Here is a 17,825-nt window from a genome sequence, read left to right as displayed (position 1 = left end):
TTTGCGGAAAACTCAAAAAATTGGCGAGGTTTGCACGAAAAGTTCAGGGGTTCCGTCACTCCGGATCGAACGCCCGGGCGACGGCAAGACTGTCCTCGTAGACGTGGTGACGGGTGATCAGGCCGTTCTCGACTGTCAGGTGAAGGGCGAACCGTGCGCGGTAGGGGCGACGGGTCGCGCGTGCGGTCTGGCGAATTTCGCCCAGTACCACCGCATCCGGGCCGTCGACGAGAATTCGCTCGACCACCGTATCGACCTCTTCGGGAATATGGTGCTCGGCGATTGCGCGGAAATGCGCGGCCGCGTCGGCGCGGGTGGAGCGGTGTGTGATCCACGGGGTCGCGACGCGGCCGTGCTCGTCTTCCGGCCAGTTCAGTTTCCAGTCGCTCGTCGGGGCGTACAACGCGGCGATGTTCCCCGGATCGCCGGCGGCCATGCGGGCCAGCAGATCTTCGACGACGGTGCGGGTGAGCGCGGCATCATTCACCGTTCCGACTCTGCCCGTGCGGGCGATTGGAGTCCATTACCTCCGACGTCATGCGAATCGAACGGTCAGGATTTCTTGCTGGGAATGACGACGACCACGATGAGGGTCAGGATGCTGAAGAACAGGCCCAGTAGCCCCCACCCGAACGGGTTGCGGCCCTTGGCTGCGGCGATGGCGGCGCAGATGAACGCGGCGATGATGCTGCCGATGGCGACGAAGATTCCTTTGACACCGCGCAGGATGAATCCGGCCGCTTCCGGATCGGTGTGGGCGGCAGCCAGCAACAAGTTCATGATCACTCCTTCTGTGCCGCGAGCGTCCGGGCCGAATGGATTCCGGTGTGCGGCTTCTCAGCAGTACCCGGGCGCCGAGGCCGCAAACGGGAGCGCATCCCGGCCGCGGCCGTCATCCTTTCGCCGTCGCCAACACCAACTTGCCTGTGCTCGTTCCTGATTCGAGGCGACGGTGAGCCTCGACAACCTGCTCGAACCGCAGGGACTCGACCTGGACGCGAAGTGCGCCACGAGCGGCTGCTTCGACTGCCCGCCGCAGGGCGGCGCCCGCTTCGGCGGGGTAGGCGGCGGCGAAGGCGGCGAGATTGAATCCGGAGACCGTCTTGTTGGTGAACCACAGCTCGTTCGTCGAAACTCCGACGTCCTCGGCGCCGGACGCGTTGCCCATCACGATCATTCGGCCCAGCGGACGAAGCCGGTCCAGGCTCGCGCGGCGGGCCGGGCCACCGACCATATCGACCACGATGTCGAATTCCCCTGCACCGGAGATGTCCTCGCGCAGGATCACCTCGTCATAGCCGAAAGATCTGGCTACCTCGATCTTCTCGGCGCTGCCGACGGTGCCGACCACCCGGCCCGCGCCGAGCAATCGCGCGGCCTGGCCGAGTTGGCTGCCGACGCCGCCCGCTGCCGCGTGCACCAGCACACTCTCGCCGGGTTCGATGCGCGCCACGCGGTCGAGGACGAGAAAGGCGGTGGTGCTGTTGGACGGCAGCGCCGCCGCGAGATCCAGGCTCAGGTCGAGGCCGTCCAGCGGTGCGACCAACGCCGCGGAGGTGACGACCACCTCGGCGTAACCGCCGCTGTCGACGATGGTCAGCGCCGCGACCTGCCGGCCGACCGTCAGGTCCGTCACATCCGGGCCGACCGCGCGGATCCGGCCCGAAACCTCGATACCCGGCACGAACGGCAACGGCACACCGACGACGCCCTGCCGATACAGCACCTCGGCGAAGTTGGCTCCCGCATAGGCGACGTCGATGGAAACCTGGCCGGGACCGGGTTCCGGGATGTCGACGGTGGCCGGCCGCAGCACCTCCGCGGGACCGAATTCGGGGATGGTGATCGCCTGCATCTGTGTAGTGCTCATGACAACGATCCTCGGCGCGCGGAAGTCGAGGAGGCAGTGTCAGCTCATCCTGGGTGTGGCACCACCAGGCTGCAACAGCCGTTCCAGGCGTTCGGCGGTGTCGGTGCCGGGGCGCGGGTTGTGCAGGATCAGGTGGTGGCCGGGGTGGTGGGGTACCGGGAACAGCGTGGCGTCGAAGATCAGCAAGCCCACGTCGGGATGTTCGACGGCCTTCACCGCGACGCTGTGTTCGGCGGCGTCGTGGCGCGCCCACAGTTCGGCGAACTCCGGGCTGACCTGGGCGAGATCGGTTGCGATGCGGTCGAATTCGGGATCGTCGGGATAGCGGGCGGAGTCGGCGCGGAAGCCGGCTGCCACGCCCGGCGCATTCTCCGACCACTGCTGATGCAGGACGCGGTAGCGGGCATTGGTGAAGTAGGACACCAGGCAGTTGTGATCGGTGTCGCCGTAACCGAATACGCGGCGCGCGGCATCGTTGACGGCGGTGAAATTCCAGTGCCGGTCCCTGATGTATCCCGGGCGCGGAGCCCATGCGTCGAGCAGGGCCTGCATCTGCGGAGACGCCGGAACCGACGGCGCGGCCGCACGCTGCGGCGGATTGAGACCGGAGAGGCGATACAGATGTGCGCGCTCGGCCTCGTCGAGCAGCAGCGCGCGGGCCACCGCGTCGAGCACCTCTCCCGAGACCTTGATATCGCGCCCCTGCTCGAGCCACGTGTACCAGGACACGCCGACCCCGGCCAGCACGGCGACCTCTTCGCGCCGCAACCCGGGAGTGCGCCGCCGCCCGGCCTCTGGCACGCCCACCTCGGCGGGCGTGAGCCGTTCCCGGCGGCTGCGCAGATAGTCGCGCAGCTCCGCCCGCCGCCGATCCCGTGCACTCGTGCCGCGCGGATCATCGTTCGCGCTGATACTCACCCGTTCACGATAGAGACGGGCGGCGGAGCCCGCCGAGTTCGCCCCCGCACCCGATCAGCTCGAACTGCACGCATTCTGTGAATGCCTGCGGGCCAAGGGAATTTACATCGCCCTGGCGCGGCAGCGGATCGGTGCGGCGCAGTGCCACCCGGGCCGAGGCGCAACTGCTGGACGAGCGCACCAACGCGCCGTTGCTCACCATGCGGCGGGTCGCCTTATGATTCCGGGCGTCCGATCGAAATGGGCAGGCATGTGTATCGGGCCTCGCGGCATTTCTTCGATACCACTGTGAAATTCCCAGCAGTGGAAGGTCGGCCCGATGGTGTCATTGCATAAACTCTGTAAATGTGACGGTGGCAATGGATGCTTCGTGGCGGAATTGGCTTCAGGTAAATCTCGCACGGGGTTGTTCTGTCGAATCGGTAGTCGAATCGATGGTCAGGGGCGGATTCGACAAGGATGTGGCCTCGGCGGCGGTGCGTGCAATGCTGGCGGGAGAGGCCCCGGGCTATTCGTCCTACGAGTACGACACGTGTCCCGTTTCGCCGGATCCAATTGTTCACGCGCACGACCGCGAGATCTACTCCGTGTTGAGGGTGGAGCGGCCGCAGCTGATTCTGTTCGGCAATGTGCTCTCCGCCGAGGAATGCGATCAGGTGATCGAGCTGTCCCAAGGCAAATTGCAACGGTCCACGATCGTCGACCCCGAAACCGGGCATGCGGAGACAATCAAGAATCGCTCCAGCGAAGGCACATATTTCACGTTGTCCGAGAACCCGTTGATCGACCGACTCGATCGGCGGATCTCCGCCCTGATGAACTGCCCATTGGAAAACGGTGAGGGACTGCAAATTTTGCGGTACGGGGCCGGGGGCGAGTACCGTCCCCATTTCGACTACTTTCCACCGGACCAACCGGGGCATGCCGCTCATCTCGTTCGCGGCGGACAGCGCACGGCGACACTTCTGGTGTATCTCAATGACGTCGAACGCGGCGGGGAAACTGTCTTTCCCGAGGCGGACATTTCGATTTCCCCGCGCAAAGGCAATGCCGTCTATTTCCGATACTTCAATAACATCGGACAGCTCGACCCGGTCACAAAGCACGCCGGAGCGCCGGTCCTCGCCGGCGAAAAATGGATCATGACCAAGTGGATGCGCCGCTACCCCTATTCTGGTTGAGATGCGAATTGATCGCGCACACATTCCCGGTAGCCGGTCCCCGCCGGCGCACGACAGCGGGGCCCGAACATGTCGGTGGCGCGTGGGAGAATCGACTCCGTTCGTTGGAATCAGGGGGGTGGAAATGAACGGGCAATCCGGGCGTCGGCGCGGGCAATCCGGGCGTCGGCCCAAGGGGCTGGGGAAGCGGGCATGGCTCACCACGCAGTTCGTGCGGCGAATTCTGCGCACGCTGGCGTGGTCGAATCTCGTGCGCGTCACCGTGACGGGGCGAGAGCTGGTGCCGAAGTCGGGGCCGGTGATCGTGGCGAGCAATCACATCTCGATGCTGGACGCGGTGTTCCTGTGGGGAGCGTTGCGGCGCAGGGCAATTGCCATCGCGATGGCCGAGCTGTGGTCGTGGCCGGTGGTCGGGTGGCTGGTGCGGCGCCTGGGGCATATTCCGGTGGTGCGGCGCGACAGTGCGTCCGGGCAGTCGGCGATGGCGCAGGCGGAACAGATTCTGCGGCACGGCGGCGTGCTGATCATCTATCCGGAAGGGCGACTGGTCGCACCGGGCTAGAGTGAACCGTACAAACCGGGAGTGGCGAAACTGGCGCTGGCGACCGGAGTTCCGATCATTCCGGTGGGCACTACGGGGACCGATCGAGTGCTGCCGATGCGCCGCACCCGCGGCGACGGCCCCGCGTTCGACCGCCGCCAGCGGGTGCGTATCCGCTTCGGCACGCCCATCGATCCCGCGGAATTCGACGATCCGGAGAAATTACTCGATCACTTGCGCCGGCGCATCGAGGACCTGCGGGAATGAGCTCGGCGGCCGGCAGATCCCGACGGCCCGGCAGTGTCCTCCCGTAGGGTCGGGCATGTGCGCACTCCGGAAGGAAACGAGCTCCGATGACCGCGGAACTCGTCTGGTACGCCGCTTACGGATCCAATTTGTTCGAGAAGCGGTTCACCTACTACCGGGCGGGCGGCAACCCGCCGGGCACCCCGCGTCTCTACGGGGGTTTCCGGGATCCCACGCCGCCCGCGCGGAACCGGCCGCTCTCACTGCCCGGCTGCGTCTATTTCGCCGGGCAGAGCCCGGTGTGGAGCGGTGGCGTCGCGTTCTACGCCCACCGTCCACCTTCGGACTGGCCGGCCGGCGCGGCCGCGCGTGGTTACCTGTTGACCGTCGGGCAGTTCAGCGATCTGATGGCCCAGGAGATGCACCGCCAGCCCGGGGACGGCCCCGACTTCGATCCGTCCGAGGTGGTTCGCCGGGGCTACGTCCAACTCGGCGACGGCCGCTACGAAACCCTGTGGCACGTCGACGACGTGGATGGCATTCCGGTCCTGACCTTCACCTCCCCGGGCAGCCCGCTGACCAGCGACCTGACCAAACCGTCCGCGCGGTACCTCGGCATGCTGGCCGGCGGTCTCGGCGAATCCCACGGCTGGCCGCCGGACCGCATCCTGCGCTACCTGTCCGAACTTCCGGGCGTGCGGGATTTCTGGGAGCCGGAAGAACTCCGCGGTGTGGTGGACGGCCGGAGCCTCTGACGTGACGGCCGGCTTCAGGTGAGATCTTCCACCGGGGGGATCGTTCCGGTGGTGGCGTGCAGCGCGGTGCGGGCGGCGGAGATCGTGGGATGGGTGCGGGTGCCGGCGCGGTAGGCGATCCGGGTGCGGCGGCGAATGGGGAGCGGGGTCAATTCGACCGGGGTGGTGTCGGTTTCGGGATGGAGGGGAATCGCGAGCTGGGGGATGAACGCGACACCCTGCCCGGCGGCGACCAGGGCGAGGACGGTGCCGAAATCGTCGGAGCGGTGGCGGATATGGGGAACGAAACCCGCTGCCTCGCAAGCTCTTACGGTCATGGTGTGGCAGAGGGTTCCGGGTGTCCCGGAGATCCATGCCGCATCGCGGTAGGCGGACAGCGGCTGGGTGGTGCGGGCGGCCAGATAGACCGGTTCCTCCAGGAACGGTTCGGTGTCCAGGCCGGGCTCCGGTTCGGCGGGCACGTAGTCGTATTCCTGGATGAGCGCGATATCCAGGGTGCCGGCACGCAGTGCCGCGGGCACGGCTGCCGGATCGAGTTCCGTCACATGCAGTTCCAAGCGCGGATGAGCCCGGCTGAGCGAGACCAGCGCATGCGGCAGTATCCGCTGCACGGCGGTGGGGAAGGCGCCGATGTGCAAAGCGCCGGTGAGCTCGGCGGTAGCCAGTTCGGCCTCCGCCTCTTCGAGAATCGCGAGGACCGCTTCGGTGTGTTCCACGAGGCGGCACGCCGCCGCGGTGAGGGTGACGCGGCGACCGCTGCGTTCCAGTAGCGTGACTCCTGCCTCGCGTTCCAGCGCGGTGAGCTGCTGGGATACCGCCGACGGGGTGTAGGACATGGCCTCGGCGACCGCAGCAATCGTCCGGCGATGGGCCAACTCCCGCAGCAGCCGTAGGCGGCGAACATCGAGCATAAGTTCAGCTTAAGCTCGAAAGAAGATTTGTGAACTGGACCTGAATCAACGCCTCGACGAGGGTAGGTGGCATGACGTTCAGCGGTCTCTTCGTTCCACTCGTCACGCCGTTCACGGCGGACGGCGAGCTGGCCTGCGACGCACTGGCCCGGCTCGCGCACGAGGTCCTCGATGCGGGCGCCTCCGGCCTCGTCGCCCTGGGTACCACCGGTGAGCCGGTCACCCTGACGGCGGAGGAGAAGGCCCGGGTGGTCGACATCTGCGCCCAGGTCTGCGCCGAGCGTGACGTGCCGCTGATCGTGGGTACCGGCTCGAATTCGACCGCCGATTCCGAACACGCGTTGGCCGCGCTGGACGAGCGCGTCTCGGCGGCGCTGACGGTGGTGCCGTACTACACGAAACCCTCGCAGCGCGGCGTGGTGGAACACTTCCGGCGGCTCGCGCAGCGAAGCCCGGTGCCGCTGCTGATCTACAACGTCCCACATCGCACGGGCCGGCCGCTCGATACGGAAATCTTGACGGAACTGGCCGAACTGCCGAATGTCGCGGGCTTCAAACACGCCGTCGGCGTCGTCGACGAGACCACGGTCGCGTGGCTGGCTGCGGTCGGCGACCGGACGACGGTGTTGTGCGGCGACGATCTGTACGCGGCGCCGCTGCTGGCGATGGGCGCCCAGGGGGCCATTCTGACCTGCTCGAATGTGGCGCCCGCGGCCTATGCGGAGTTGATCGCGGCCTGGCGGGACGGACGGATCGAGGCGGCGCGCAAAATCGGCAACCGGTTGGTCGAGCTGGCGCGGGCACTGTTTGCCGAGGCCAATCCGACCGTGGTGAAAGGGGTGCTCGCGGCGCAGGGCCGGATACCGAGCGCGCACGTGCGCCTGCCGCTACTGCCCGCGTGCGCCGATTCGGTCTCGGCGGCGCTGGCCGCAGCCGGCCCCATCGGCTGAGCCCGCCTCAGGGCCCATCACCCGAGGTGACCGATATGCGCGTCAGTGATCCGAGCCGGAATCGCCGTCGCGATGTTGGCGGGAGATCCGCCACAGGAATTCGGGATCGTCATCGGGACCCACGACTCGACGTCTCTTCTCGGGTCCTCGTCCGATGCCGATCCGGGGCGCATGCTCCGGTCCGAACGCTTTCCAGCACAGCACCGCGACAGCCACGACCGCGATGAGTGCCAACAGGTACGCCACGTCGCTCACCTCCTGACATCGAGGGTAATCCCGTGCGCGTACCTGTCGCACTGTGACCGCCGGAATGGGCGGTCCTGTCGGCTCAGGGGCGGGTTGCCTCGGTGGTCAGCGACTTCAGCAGCTGCATTACTTCGGACTCACGGAAACGGCGATGTCCGCCCGGGGTGCGCAGCGAACCCAGCCGCCCGGCATGTGCCCATCGAGTGACCGTTTTCGGATCGACGTGGAACAGCGCCGCCACCTGGCCCGGGGTCAGGAGGGCCTCCTGGCCGTTGACGGAACCCAACGTGCGGCTCGCCGCGGTGATCGCAGTCATTCGCAAACCTTTCCGTAATCGACAGATCCCTCATCAGATAGCGACATCGTTGCACCCGGACCCCCAGGTGTTCGAACGATCTAACGTTGGTAAAGGGGAAGTAATAGACAAAACGGATATACGTACGGCTGGGTTTGTTGCCTCGGCGAATATCCGGCGATCGAATTCGGTGGTACCCGGGCAGGTCGGAACGGGTGTGGCGGCGTCGCCTACCCTGGTCGTGTGAGTGAAGCATCCCGATCCGACGACGCCGCGAGCGATCGGGCCCCGGCCTCGGCGGGTCGGCGGCTCGCGCGCAATCTGGCGCTGTACACCCTGGCCCGGCTGGCTCTGGTCGCCGTGATCGCCGCCATCATCCTGGTGGTGGCGCACGTGGTGAACGTCGACATCCCGCTGATCGTCGCGCTGCTGTTCGCGTTGGTCGTGGCGATGCCGCTGTCGCTGGTGCTGTTCAAGCGGCTGCGGGCGCGCGTGAACGAGGACATCGCGGCGGTCGACGAGAAGCGCCGCAACGACAAAGCGAACCTGCGAGCTCGCCTGCGCGGCGAGGAGGCGCAGTGAGCGACAATCGCGTAGCGGCTCGCTGCGCCGATCGGGTGCGGGTGTCCCGCATGGCACGGGAGGCGCAGTGAGCGACAATCGCGTAGCGGCTCGCTGCGCCGATCGGGTGCGGGTGTCCCGCATGGCACGGGAGGCGCAGTGAGCGAGCGGGTACCGCGGTGAAGTACTGCGATCGCAGTACTTCGCGGGAGTGGGTCGACAATGCGGTGCGGCTGATCGAGGCCGATGCGCAGCGCAGCGCCGACACCCACCTGCTGCGGTATCCGCTGCCGCCCGAGTGGGGTGTGCGGTTGTATCTCAAGGACGAGTCCACACATCCGACCGGCAGCTTGAAACATCGGCTGGCGCGTTCGCTGTTTCTCTACGCGATCTGCAACGGCTGGGTGCGCGAGGGGACGACCATCGTCGAGGCGTCCTCGGGATCGACGGCGATCAGCGAGGCCTATTTCGCGAAACTGCTCGGCCTGGACTTCGTGTCGGTGGTGCCGACGAAGACCTCGCCCGAGAAGATCGCCCTGATCGAGGCGCAGGGCGGCCGATGCCATTTCGTCGAGCGCGCGCCCGATATCTACGCCGAGGCCGTGCGCCTGGCCGCCGAGTCCGACGGCCACTACATGGACCAGTTCACCTATGCCGAACGGGCCACCGACTGGCGCGGTAACAACAACATCGCCGAATCCATCTATCAGCAAATGATTTTGGAGACCCACCCGGTGCCGGACTGGGTGGTGGTCGGTGCGGGTACCGGCGGTACCAGTGCGACCATCGGCCGGTATATCCGCTACCGGCGCCACGCCACCCGGCTGGCCGTGGTCGATCCGGAGAATTCGGCGTTCTACGGCGGATACGAGGTCGCCGACTCGGGATATCAGACCGGTATGCCGTCGCGGATCGAGGGAATCGGCCGCCCGCGGGTGGAACCTTCGTTCATCGGCGATGTGGTCGACCGGATGATCGAGGTACCCGACGCCGCCTCGATCGCCGCCTGCCGCCACGCCAGTGACGTGCTCGGCAGGCGGGTGGGCGGCTCCACCGGAACCAATCTGTGGGGTGCGTTCGCCCTCGTCGCCGAGATGATCGCCGCCGGCCGCGAGGGCAGCGTGGTGACGCTGCTGTGCGACGGCGGGGACCGTTATGCCGGAACGTATTTCAACGACGAGTGGGTCGCGGGGCAGGGGCTGGACCTCACCGATTCGCACGCGATTCTCGACGAATTCACCGCCACGGGTATCTGGACCGCCTGAGCCGCGGAATCGCTTCCTCACCGTTCGCCGTAGGTGAACATGACCCGATGTCAATTTTGGTTGACGCACCCGTGATGTCAACGTAAATTGACGTACATGAGTGAAGCGACAACGCTGGCGGCCGCCGCGGGCAGTCCCGACCCCCAGGTCGGGCTGCGGGCGGTGCTCGCGCTGCGGCGATTGCTCGAGCGGCTCGAGGCGATCCAGGTGGCCAATGCCCGTAAGCAGGGCTGGTCCTGGCAAGCCATCGCCGAGGCGCTCGAGGTCAGTCGGCAGGCGGTCCATCAGAAGTACAACCGGAAAGGCGGAATCCGCTGATGTTCGAGAGATTTGCCAAGGCGGCGCGCTCCGCCGTCGTGGACGCGCAGGAGGAAGCGCGTGAATTGCGTTCGCCCAGTATCGATGTCGAACATCTGCTGCTGGGGCTCGCGACCTGCGCCGACGACCAGCTGCGACAAGTGCTGGAGGACAACGGCATCACCGCCGAAGCGATTCGGCGCGCGCTGCCGAGCCGGGTGCGGACGGAGGAACCGCTGGGTGAGGAGGACGCGGCCGCGTTGAAGTCGATCGGCATCGATCTGGACGCGGTGCGAGACAGTGTGCAGGCCACCTTCGGCGAGGGCGCCTTCGACGAGGCCGTGCCGGTTCCGGACAAGGGCCGCGGGCGTTTCCGGTTCGGCGGCGGAATGAGCTTCGGTCACATCCCTTTCACCCGCGAGGCCAAGAAGACGCTGGAATTGTCACTGCGCGAGGCGATCTCCCGCGGTGACGATCGCATCGAGGCGGGGCACGTACTGCTCGGCATCCTGCGCGCGCCCAACCCGGCCACGCGAGAACTGCTGGGCGGGAACGAAGGGATGGAACGCGTGCGCGGCGCGGTCCAGGAGATGCTCGACCGCGCGGCGTGAGGGGCGAGCGCACCCGTCGTCAGGGGCGGGGAGGGGTCGCAGCGCGTGACCGGTAACCCGCCCCGTCCGCCGTTAGCATTGCGGCATGGCACTTCTGCTCCGTTTGGCGATCAACGCCCTCGCGATCTGGCTCGCGGCGGCCTGGGTCGGCGGTATCGAATTGAAGGATCCGCCCGATGCGGGCACCGGCGGCAAGATTCTCGTCGTGGTCTGCGTCGCGATCGTCTTCGGACTGGTCAACGCGCTGGTCAAGCCGATCGTGAAATTGCTGTCGCTACCGCTGGTGATCGTCACGCTGGGGCTGTTCCTGCTGGTGATCAACGCCCTCATGCTGTGGCTGACCGCCAAGATCACCGAAACCACCGATTACGGGCTGAGGGTCGACGGCTTCTGGGCGGCGGTCTTCGGTGCCGTCATCGTGACCCTCGTCAACTGGGTGCTCGGCGTCTTGGTTCCCGAGGGCGGCCGGGACTGACGCTGCGGTGCGGCCGTTCGTCAGCCGAGGCCGAGCGCCAGTGCGGTGAGCAGGGACCAGCCCAGCATCGCCAAACCGGTATCGCGCAGTGAGGGGATCAATCCCGGTCCCTGCTGCCCACCGCGCACCGGGGCGTTGGATCGGACGGCGAGCGGTATCGCCAGCAGGCCCACCAGGGCCCACGGGGTGCGCAGCACCAGCAGCAGCGAGGCCACGAACGGCACCACCATCAGCACCAGATGCAGTGTGCGGGTGCGGGTGTCGCCCAGTTTGACGGCGAGGGTGGTCTTGCCGGTCACCGAATCGGTGGGGATGTCGCGCAGGTTGTTGGTGACCAGCACCGCGCTGGAGAACGCGCCGACCGCGATCGCGCCGACCAGTCCGGCCCAGTCGAGCCGTTCGGCCTGGACGAATTCGGTGCCCAGCACCGCGACCAAGCCGAAGAAGACGAAGACGGCGATCTCACCGAAACCGCTGTAGCCGTAGGGTTTACTGCCGCCTGTGTAGAACCAGGCGCCGGCCAGGCAGGCCGCGCCGATCAGCAGCAGCCACCACGCGGTGGTGATCACCAGGATCAACCCGAAGATCGCGCCCACGCTCAGGCAGGCGATCGCCGCGCCGCGCACCGCGGCCGGACTCGCCAGACCGGAACCGACCAGTCGCAGCGGGCCCACGCGCTCGTCGTCGGTGCCGCGAATGCCGTCGGAATAGTCGTTGGCGTAGTTGACGCCGATGATCAGAGCCAGCGAAACCAGCAGGCTCAACAGGGCCTTCCACCACACCGCGGCGTCCAGCGACGCGGCCGCGCCGGTGCCGACGAGGACCGGGGCGATCGCATTGGGCAGCGTCCGCGGGCGGGCGCCTTCGAGCCATTGTGCTGCACTAGCCATATCCGGCAGCCTAATGGTGGTAGCCCGGAGGCGGCAGCGCAGTGTCACCACGGAGGGCTTCACCATTGGGCAGAATCGACACAGCCTAATGGTGGTAGCCCGGAGGCGGCAGCGCAGTGTCACTGCCGGACCCTGTCGATAACATTATTACGATATATCGGAGTAAACTGCACGACGTGACGCGGCCCGGGGAGCGGTCGGCCCCGGCGCAGCGCCCGATATTCATTCGACCGGTCACATACGATTGCGACGGCATGTTTCCTGATCACAGCGGCTCCGGGTCGACATCGCACTCCGCCCGTCCGGATGCTGGGACGACGCACACCCGACCGGACAGCAGCGGCCGGGACGAAAGGCTGCCCGAGACGGGCGTTCGCGTGGCGCTTCTGGGGGAGGTCGCGCTGCGCCGTGACGCGGATCTCGTCGCGGTGCCCGGCGCCCGGGCGCGATTGCTGATCGCCGCACTGGCGGTGCATCCCGGCCGCAGCCGCAGCGCCCAGGCGCTGATCGACGACGTCTGGGGCGAGCAGCCGCCGCGCGCACCGATGAACGCCCTGCATACGCAGGTATCGAGATTGCGATCCGTCTTGCCGGAGGGGGCACTGGAAATCGGCCCGGCGGGGTATCGGCTGCTGCTGACCGAGGAGCAGGTCGACCTGAGCCTGGCCCGCGGCCTGGAACGGGAGGCGCAGCTGCGGTTCGAGCGCGGCGATACCGCCGGATGCCTCGGCCTGGTGCAGCGGGCACGCGCGCTGTGGCGGGGCGAACCCGGCGCTGATCTGCCGCCCGGTCCCGTCGCCGACGAGCTGCACGAATTCGCGGCCGCGCGCTGGTCGGCGCTGGACACCGTGGAACTGGCGGCACGGGAGGCCGCCGGCGATCTCGGCGGTGCGTTGCGGGTGGCGCGGCGGGCGGCCGCGGCCGAACCGCTCGACGAGCCCGCGCATGCCACCCTGATGCGCTTGCTGGCCGGCGACGGACGCGCGAACGAGGCCCTGGAGGTCTTCGCCGGACTGCGGACGCGACTGGGTGAGGAATTGGGTGCGGACCCCGGTCCGGCGCTCGTGGCGTTGAACACCGCGATTCTGCGCGGCGACCATCCGGCGGTGCAGCCGCAATCGGGGCAGGCCACCTCCGCGACACAGCGGGTGTCCACCGCCCAGCACGCGCTGTCATCGGAACCGTACGGGCACCCGGAAACCGCTGCCGCGCCACCGAATACGGCGCTCGGCCTGCGCGCTGCCCCCAATCCGCTGCTCGGCCGCGACGGCGATCTGGTGGCACTGGAGAAGCTCGTCCAGGAGTTCCGGGTGACCACCGTGCTCGGTCCGGGCGGCACCGGCAAGACTCGCGTCGCCAACGAGCTGGGCACGCGGATCGCGGGCAAGCAGGCGGTGGCGCTGGTCGAATTGGCCTCGCTGCGTGCCGCTTCCGACGGCGACCCCGGTGAGCGCCACGCCGCGACGTGCGCGGAGATCGAGGCGGCCATCGGTGCGGTCCTCGGTGTCAACGAATACTCCCGCGAAGCGAATGTGTTGCGCCGCAACCAGGCCATCGACGGCCGGCGCCGGTTGCGGGAGGCGCTGTCGCTGCGTCCCGTCCTGTTGATCCTGGACAACTGTGAACATCTCATCGACGCGGCCGCCGAGGTGGTCGCCGACCTGGTCGGCAGTTGTGAACATCTGACGGTGGTGACCACCAGCCGGGCGCCGCTGGCGATCACCGCCGAGACGGTATATCCGTTGCCGCCGTTGGCGATCGACGCGCAGGGCTCGCCGGCCACCGAGCTGTTCGTCAGCCGGGCGCGGGCGGTGCGACCCTCGGCGAGGCTGGATCCGGCGGTCGTCGCGCGCTTGTGCCGCACCCTGGACGGGCTGCCGCTGGCCATCGAACTGGCCGCGGCCCGGGTGCGGACCATGAGCGTGGAGGAGATCGAGAGCCGGCTCGAACACCGCTTCGCCCTGCTGCGTTCCGGTGACCGCAGCTCACCCGAACGCCACCGCACCCTGCACGCGGTGATCGAGTGGAGCTGGAATCTGCTCGAGCCCGAACAGCGGCTGGCGTTGCGGCGGCTGTGCCGCTTTCCCGCCGGATTCTCCTTGGAAGCAGCCGAATCCGTGGTCGCGGGCCCGGATTCGATCGACGCCGTGGCCGCTGTGGACGGGCTGGTGAGCCAGTCGCTACTCACCGTGCTGGCCGACGACGAGATGGTAGCCACTCGCTACCGCATGCTCGAGACGGTGCGGGAATTCGGTGAGGAGCAGCTGCTCGCGACCGGCGAGGCCGATCTGGTGATGGATCGGATGTGCTGCTGGGCACGGCAATTCGCGCACCACACGGCACTGAACTACGACGGGCCGGATCAGGTCCGCACGGTGCTGTCGCTGGCCGCCGAACTCGACAACCTGCTGGCGGTGCTGCGCCATGCCGTGGAGAATGCCGATTCCCGTACGGTGTTCTCGGTTTTCGCGCCCGTCGCCATGCTCTGGGTGATGCGTGGCGCGCATATGGAGCTGATGAGCTGGGCGCCCCGCATCGTGCCGGTGCCGCCGCCCGAGGGGCCGCGCACTCGGATCGAGGCCGATCTGGAATTGCAGAGCTACGTATTCCTGGCGATGCATCTGGCCTTCGGCGAGCCCGGAGTGCGGCCCCTCGCGGTGATCCGCTCCCGGGCCCGCCGCGTGCTCGCCACCGCCGATCTCACGCCCGGCATCCGGTATCTCGGTGACATGCTCTGCGCGCGAATCGATGTCGCCTACGGCGTGCGTTTGATGGCGGCGGGCACCCGCTCCGGCGACGACCTCGTCCGTGCGCTCGCCTTCCTGCTGCGCGCCAATATGCGCGAGAACGCCAGCTATACCGCCGGGTCGATCCGCGATGCGCGCGAGGCTCTCGCATTGCTCGAGGGACGCGATGTCTGGGGCACCGCGATGTGCTCCCAGCATCTCGGGCAGATGGCCTCGCAGGCGGCGCGGTACAACGAGGCCGTGGGCTACTACCAGCGCGCGGTGGAGCTGATGCAGGAGTTGCGCTGCTTCGAGGAGAGTGTGGAACTGCGCAGCTTCCTCGCGGTCTCCATGGTCGGCGCCGGACAGCTGGCCGATGCGCGGCGGGAACTCGAACACGCGCTGGGCGTCATCGACGACGGCGTCGGATTGGACGAACCGGTGACGCAACCGAACCACCGCAAGGGTGCCGTCGTAGCCGGGATGGCGGAACTCGAACTGGCGGAAGGTGATATCGAGCGCGGTCTGCGCACGTTCCGGCGCAGCCTGCAACTGTTCAACTGGCCGTATGCCGGGGCCGGTCCGGGGCCGGGGGACATCATCGTCGCCAGCGCCGTGCTCGACGCCCACATTCTCCACGACGCCGTGCACGAGGTGCCGGAGTTGCCCGGTCAGGTGGCCAGGGTGGCGCGGGAACGGCTCACCCAGTTCATCGACCTTCCGCAGATCGGCGGCGCCGCCGGTGCGCTCGGTTCCTATCTGGTCCGGACCGGAACCGATCCGGAAACCGGCGCGACGCTGTTGGCGCTGGCGATGAAAGTTGTCGGCCGCCAGGACTATTCGTCGATGCGCTGGAATCGGCATCTGGATCTGGCGCGGGCCACCGTCGGTACGGAGATGATCGATGCCGGACAGGATGTGGTCTCGAGTCTCAACCGCCGTTCGGCCGCACAGCGCATCCTCGCGATGCTGCCGGAACTGGAAACTCTGTTCGGCGCCTGAGGCGGCGGTCGCGCGATCTCCGCGGGAGGTGGCGACGGCTACCCACAGCACTGTCCGCCGGTCACCTTCGCGACCGGCGGACAGTGTGGCGGTGGATTCGATCACGCCCGGCGCATGTAGGCCCGGATGGCCAGCGGGGCGAAGATCGCGATCACGACCGCCGAGCCGATCAGGCACCACGCCAGGTTGCTGCTGTAGACGTTGCCGTTCATCAGCTCGCGGCACGAATTCACCATGTAGTACACGGGATTGGCCTTGTTGATGCCCTGCATCCAGCCGGGCATGGTGCTGACCAGAGCGAACGCTCCGGACATGAAGGTCAGCGGGAACATGATCATCATCGAGATGCCCTGGACCGAGGCGGCGCTCTTACCGGTGACACCGACCAGCGCCCAGATCCAGCTGACCGCAAACGAGCAGAACACCACGACCAGACCGGCGACGACCACGCCGACGACGCCACCCTCGGGCCGGTAGCCCAGGATCAGGCCGACCACGATGGTGAGGACGGTGGCGATGCCGTAGCGCACCATATCGGCGATCAGCGCGCCCGCCAGTGCCGAAACGCGGGCGATGGGAAGGGATTTGAAGCGGTCGAAGACGCCCTTGTCCATATCCTCACGCAGCTGGGTGCCGGTGACGACCGAGGTGAGCACGACCGTCTGGACCAGGATGCCCGGAATCAGCACCGGTAGGTAGGCCTGCACGCTGCCGCCGATGGCGCCGCCGAAGATGTAGGCGAACAGGGCGGTGAACAGGATCGGCTGCACGGTGACGTCGAACAGCTGTTCCGGATTGTGCTTGATCTTGAGGATGCCGCGATACGCCATGGTGAGCGAGTTCTCGACGGTCTGGCGCAGTGAAATGCGGTTGCTGGCAACGGGAATCGCGGCGCGCGCGGCGTGCCGGCCGGTTGCGGGGGCGGGAAGTGTGGTGGTCACGATATGTCCTTCGGGGGAGTGGGGAACGTGGCGGGGGCCGGTCTCATGCCGCGGTGCCCTCGGCATCGGTATCGGCGTCGTCGGATTCGGCGGCGTGGCCGGTGAGGGCGAAGAACACCTCGTCCAGGCTGGGCTTGCTGACGGTGATCTCGTCGACGCGGATATCGTTGTCGCGCAACCGGATCAACAGATCCGCGGTCACGCTCGGATCGCTGAGCGGGGCGGTGACGCGACCGGCCTCGGGCGAGATGCTCGCCTCGACCAGCTTGCCGTCGGCGCGGGAGAGGAATTCGCCGATCAGGGTGCGGGCGCGTTCGATGGCGTCGCGGTCGGCGACGGTGATCTGCAGCGCGGACTGCCCGACCGAACCCTTGAGTTCGTCGGAGGTGCCGTCGGCGATCACCCTGCCGTGGTCGATCACTGCGATGCGGTCGGCGAGCTGGTCGGCCTCGTCCAGATACTGCGTGGTGAGCAGCACCGTGGCGCCCTCGCGCACGAGCCGGCGGATGGTCTCCCACATCTGCGCCCGGGTGCGCGGATCCAGGCCGGTGGTCGGCTCGTCGAGGAACAGCAGCGGCGGCGTCGCGATCAGGCTGGCGGCCAGATCCAGGCGCCGGCGCATACCGCCGGAGAAGTTCTCGAGTGCCTTGGTCGCCGCCTCGGTGAGCCCGAATTCCTCGAGCAGTTCGGCCGCGCGGCGCTTGGCCTGCGACCGGCTCAGCCCGAGCAGCCGGGAGAAGATGATCAGGTTCTCGGTGGCGCTGAGCTTTTCGTCGACCGAGGCGTACTGGCCGGTGACCCCGATCAGCGAACGGACCGCGGTGGGTTCGGCCACGACGTCGTGGCCGAAGATCCGGGCCCGGCCGCCGTCGGGGCGCAGCAGGGTGGCGAGCATGCGGATGGTGGTGGTCTTGCCGGCCCCGTTCGGGCCGAGCACGCCGTAGACGGCGCCCTGCGGCACCGCCAGGCTCACGCCGTCGACGGCCCGCTGCTCCCCGAAGACCTTGACCAGCCCGTCCGCCTCGATGGCGAGTGCATCAGCAGGTGCGTAAGAAGTCATGCCACAACTGTGCGGGGGCCGACTTGCACCCGTCTTGCACCGCTGTTGCACGGTCGCGCAAGGGCGATCGCGGGCCGCTTGCAT

21 protein-coding genes are annotated in these 17,825 nt (G+C 67.6%); 11 read left to right on the top strand and 10 right to left on the bottom strand.

Annotation, left to right across the window (positions count from 1 at the left end):
- Positions 1-55: 55 nt before the first annotated feature.
- The 4 genes from ACPCUW_RS26805 to ACPCUW_RS26790 form a co-directional block, all read right to left on the bottom strand.
- A complete protein-coding gene (locus ACPCUW_RS26805; RefSeq protein WP_423427900.1) occupies positions 56-487 on the bottom strand; it encodes a nuclear transport factor 2 family protein in 432 nt (143 codons plus the stop codon).
- Positions 488-552: 65 nt separating this feature from the next.
- The gene (locus ACPCUW_RS26800) at positions 553-780 is read right to left on the bottom strand and encodes a deoxyribodipyrimidine photolyase (RefSeq protein WP_227463165.1); all 228 of its coding nucleotides are present in this window, start codon (positions 778-780) and stop codon (positions 553-555) included.
- 112 nt (positions 781-892) lie between these two features.
- A complete protein-coding gene (locus ACPCUW_RS26795; protein WP_423427898.1) occupies positions 893-1,870 on the bottom strand; it encodes a quinone oxidoreductase family protein in 978 nt (325 codons plus the stop codon).
- Positions 1,871-1,909: 39 nt separating this feature from the next.
- Complete coding sequence (locus ACPCUW_RS26790; RefSeq protein WP_423427897.1) at positions 1,910-2,788, bottom strand: helix-turn-helix transcriptional regulator; 879 nt, start codon at positions 2,786-2,788, stop codon at positions 1,910-1,912.
- 347 nt (positions 2,789-3,135) lie between these two features.
- Between ACPCUW_RS26790 and ACPCUW_RS26785 the strand changes: the two genes are divergently transcribed.
- The 4 genes from ACPCUW_RS26785 to ACPCUW_RS26770 all read left to right on the top strand — a co-directional run bounded on the left by ACPCUW_RS26785 (position 3,136) and on the right by ACPCUW_RS26770 (position 5,511).
- A complete protein-coding gene (locus tag ACPCUW_RS26785) occupies positions 3,136-3,969 on the top strand; it encodes a 2OG-Fe(II) oxygenase (protein WP_423427896.1) in 834 nt (277 codons plus the stop codon).
- A gap of 124 nt (positions 3,970-4,093) precedes the next feature.
- Entirely contained in the window at positions 4,094-4,531 is a 438-nt protein-coding gene (locus tag ACPCUW_RS26780) for a lysophospholipid acyltransferase family protein (protein WP_423427894.1), read from the top strand.
- Between the two features lie 21 nt (positions 4,532-4,552).
- Positions 4,553-4,777, top strand: a complete 225-nt coding sequence (locus ACPCUW_RS26775; protein WP_423427892.1) for a lysophospholipid acyltransferase family protein — start codon at positions 4,553-4,555, stop codon at positions 4,775-4,777.
- A gap of 86 nt (positions 4,778-4,863) precedes the next feature.
- Positions 4,864-5,511: a histone deacetylase gene (locus ACPCUW_RS26770; RefSeq protein WP_423427890.1), complete on the top strand. Its 648-nt coding sequence runs from the start codon at positions 4,864-4,866 to the stop codon at positions 5,509-5,511.
- A 14-nt stretch (positions 5,512-5,525) separates the two neighbouring features.
- Here the strand turns inward: ACPCUW_RS26770 and ACPCUW_RS26765 are convergent, their stop codons facing one another.
- Entirely contained in the window at positions 5,526-6,422 is an 897-nt protein-coding gene (locus tag ACPCUW_RS26765; protein ID WP_423427888.1) for a LysR family transcriptional regulator, read from the bottom strand.
- Positions 6,423-6,493: 71 nt separating this feature from the next.
- Between ACPCUW_RS26765 and dapA the strand changes: the two genes are divergently transcribed.
- On the top strand, positions 6,494-7,372 hold the full coding sequence (gene dapA, locus ACPCUW_RS26760) for a 4-hydroxy-tetrahydrodipicolinate synthase (protein WP_423427886.1): 879 nt from the start codon (positions 6,494-6,496) through the stop codon (positions 7,370-7,372).
- A 42-nt stretch (positions 7,373-7,414) separates the two neighbouring features.
- Here dapA and ACPCUW_RS26755 read toward each other — a convergent pair whose 3' ends face one another.
- The gene (locus ACPCUW_RS26755; protein ID WP_063027011.1) at positions 7,415-7,618 is read right to left on the bottom strand and encodes a hypothetical protein; all 204 of its coding nucleotides are present in this window, start codon (positions 7,616-7,618) and stop codon (positions 7,415-7,417) included.
- A gap of 82 nt (positions 7,619-7,700) precedes the next feature.
- Positions 7,701-7,934 carry a BldC family transcriptional regulator gene (locus tag ACPCUW_RS26750; RefSeq protein WP_051025198.1) on the bottom strand — a complete coding sequence of 78 codons (234 nt, stop codon included), beginning with the start codon at positions 7,932-7,934 and terminating at the stop codon, positions 7,701-7,703.
- A 222-nt stretch (positions 7,935-8,156) separates the two neighbouring features.
- Here ACPCUW_RS26750 and ACPCUW_RS26745 point away from each other — a divergent pair, with 222 nt between their 5' ends.
- From ACPCUW_RS26745 to ACPCUW_RS26725, 5 genes are all read left to right on the top strand, one after another.
- On the top strand, positions 8,157-8,495 hold the full coding sequence (locus ACPCUW_RS26745; RefSeq protein ID WP_030516232.1) for a DUF4229 domain-containing protein: 339 nt from the start codon (positions 8,157-8,159) through the stop codon (positions 8,493-8,495).
- A gap of 158 nt (positions 8,496-8,653) precedes the next feature.
- Positions 8,654-9,739, top strand: a complete 1,086-nt coding sequence (locus ACPCUW_RS26740; RefSeq protein WP_423427884.1) for a PLP-dependent cysteine synthase family protein — start codon at positions 8,654-8,656, stop codon at positions 9,737-9,739.
- 96 nt (positions 9,740-9,835) lie between these two features.
- Entirely contained in the window at positions 9,836-10,057 is a 222-nt protein-coding gene (locus tag ACPCUW_RS26735) for a helix-turn-helix domain-containing protein (RefSeq protein WP_030516234.1), read from the top strand.
- Entirely contained in the window at positions 10,057-10,647 is a 591-nt protein-coding gene (locus tag ACPCUW_RS26730; RefSeq protein ID WP_063015403.1) for a Clp protease N-terminal domain-containing protein, read from the top strand. Before ACPCUW_RS26735 ends, ACPCUW_RS26730 begins: the two co-directional genes overlap by 1 nt.
- An 85-nt stretch (positions 10,648-10,732) precedes the next feature.
- Entirely contained in the window at positions 10,733-11,122 is a 390-nt protein-coding gene (locus ACPCUW_RS26725) for a phage holin family protein (RefSeq protein ID WP_423427881.1), read from the top strand.
- Between the two features lie 20 nt (positions 11,123-11,142).
- Here ACPCUW_RS26725 and ACPCUW_RS26720 read toward each other — a convergent pair whose 3' ends face one another.
- A complete protein-coding gene (locus tag ACPCUW_RS26720; RefSeq protein ID WP_030516237.1) occupies positions 11,143-12,012 on the bottom strand; it encodes a 1,4-dihydroxy-2-naphthoate polyprenyltransferase in 870 nt (289 codons plus the stop codon).
- Between the two features lie 377 nt (positions 12,013-12,389).
- Between ACPCUW_RS26720 and ACPCUW_RS26715 the strand changes: the two genes are divergently transcribed.
- A complete protein-coding gene (locus ACPCUW_RS26715) occupies positions 12,390-15,740 on the top strand; it encodes an AfsR/SARP family transcriptional regulator (RefSeq protein ID WP_423427879.1) in 3,351 nt (1,116 codons plus the stop codon).
- Positions 15,741-15,841: 101 nt separating this feature from the next.
- On the opposite strand, the gene ACPCUW_RS26710 is transcribed toward ACPCUW_RS26715, so the two are convergent.
- The gene (locus ACPCUW_RS26710; protein ID WP_063015402.1) at positions 15,842-16,681 is read right to left on the bottom strand and encodes an ABC transporter permease; all 840 of its coding nucleotides are present in this window, start codon (positions 16,679-16,681) and stop codon (positions 15,842-15,844) included.
- A 43-nt stretch (positions 16,682-16,724) separates the two neighbouring features.
- Positions 16,725-17,741 carry an ATP-binding cassette domain-containing protein gene (locus ACPCUW_RS26705; protein WP_423427876.1) on the bottom strand — a complete coding sequence of 339 codons (1,017 nt, stop codon included), beginning with the start codon at positions 17,739-17,741 and terminating at the stop codon, positions 16,725-16,727.
- Between the last annotated feature and the right edge of the window lie 84 nt (positions 17,742-17,825).

The sequence above is a fragment of the Nocardia sp. AB354 genome, from assembly GCF_049538315.1.
Lineage (GTDB): Bacteria > Actinomycetota > Actinomycetes > Mycobacteriales > Mycobacteriaceae > Nocardia > Nocardia nova.
This window is presented reverse-complemented; position numbering and strand designations above follow the sequence as displayed.

Bases quoted from the DNA above. Each gene is read 5' to 3' on its own strand.
- ACPCUW_RS26800 (WP_227463165.1), bottom strand. From the start codon at position 780: ATGAACTTGTTGCTGGCTGCCGCCCACACCGATCCGGAAGCGGCCGGA.
- ACPCUW_RS26795 (WP_423427898.1), bottom strand. From the start codon at position 1,870: ATGAGCACTACACAGATGCAGGCGATCACCATCCCCGAATTCGGTCCC.
- ACPCUW_RS26780 (WP_423427894.1), top strand. From the start codon at position 4,094: ATGAACGGGCAATCCGGGCGTCGGCGCGGGCAATCCGGGCGTCGGCCC.
- ACPCUW_RS26770 (WP_423427890.1), top strand. From the start codon at position 4,864: ATGACCGCGGAACTCGTCTGGTACGCCGCTTACGGATCCAATTTGTTC.
- ACPCUW_RS26765 (WP_423427888.1), bottom strand. From the start codon at position 6,422: ATGCTCGATGTTCGCCGCCTACGGCTGCTGCGGGAGTTGGCCCATCGC.
- dapA (WP_423427886.1), top strand. From the start codon at position 6,494: ATGACGTTCAGCGGTCTCTTCGTTCCACTCGTCACGCCGTTCACGGCG.
- ACPCUW_RS26750 (WP_051025198.1), bottom strand. From the start codon at position 7,934: ATGACTGCGATCACCGCGGCGAGCCGCACGTTGGGTTCCGTCAACGGC.
- ACPCUW_RS26735 (WP_030516234.1), top strand. From the start codon at position 9,836: ATGAGTGAAGCGACAACGCTGGCGGCCGCCGCGGGCAGTCCCGACCCC.
- ACPCUW_RS26730 (WP_063015403.1), top strand. From the start codon at position 10,057: ATGTTCGAGAGATTTGCCAAGGCGGCGCGCTCCGCCGTCGTGGACGCG.
- ACPCUW_RS26725 (WP_423427881.1), top strand. From the start codon at position 10,733: ATGGCACTTCTGCTCCGTTTGGCGATCAACGCCCTCGCGATCTGGCTC.
- ACPCUW_RS26720 (WP_030516237.1), bottom strand. From the start codon at position 12,012: ATGGCTAGTGCAGCACAATGGCTCGAAGGCGCCCGCCCGCGGACGCTG.
- ACPCUW_RS26705 (WP_423427876.1), bottom strand. From the start codon at position 17,741: ATGACTTCTTACGCACCTGCTGATGCACTCGCCATCGAGGCGGACGGG.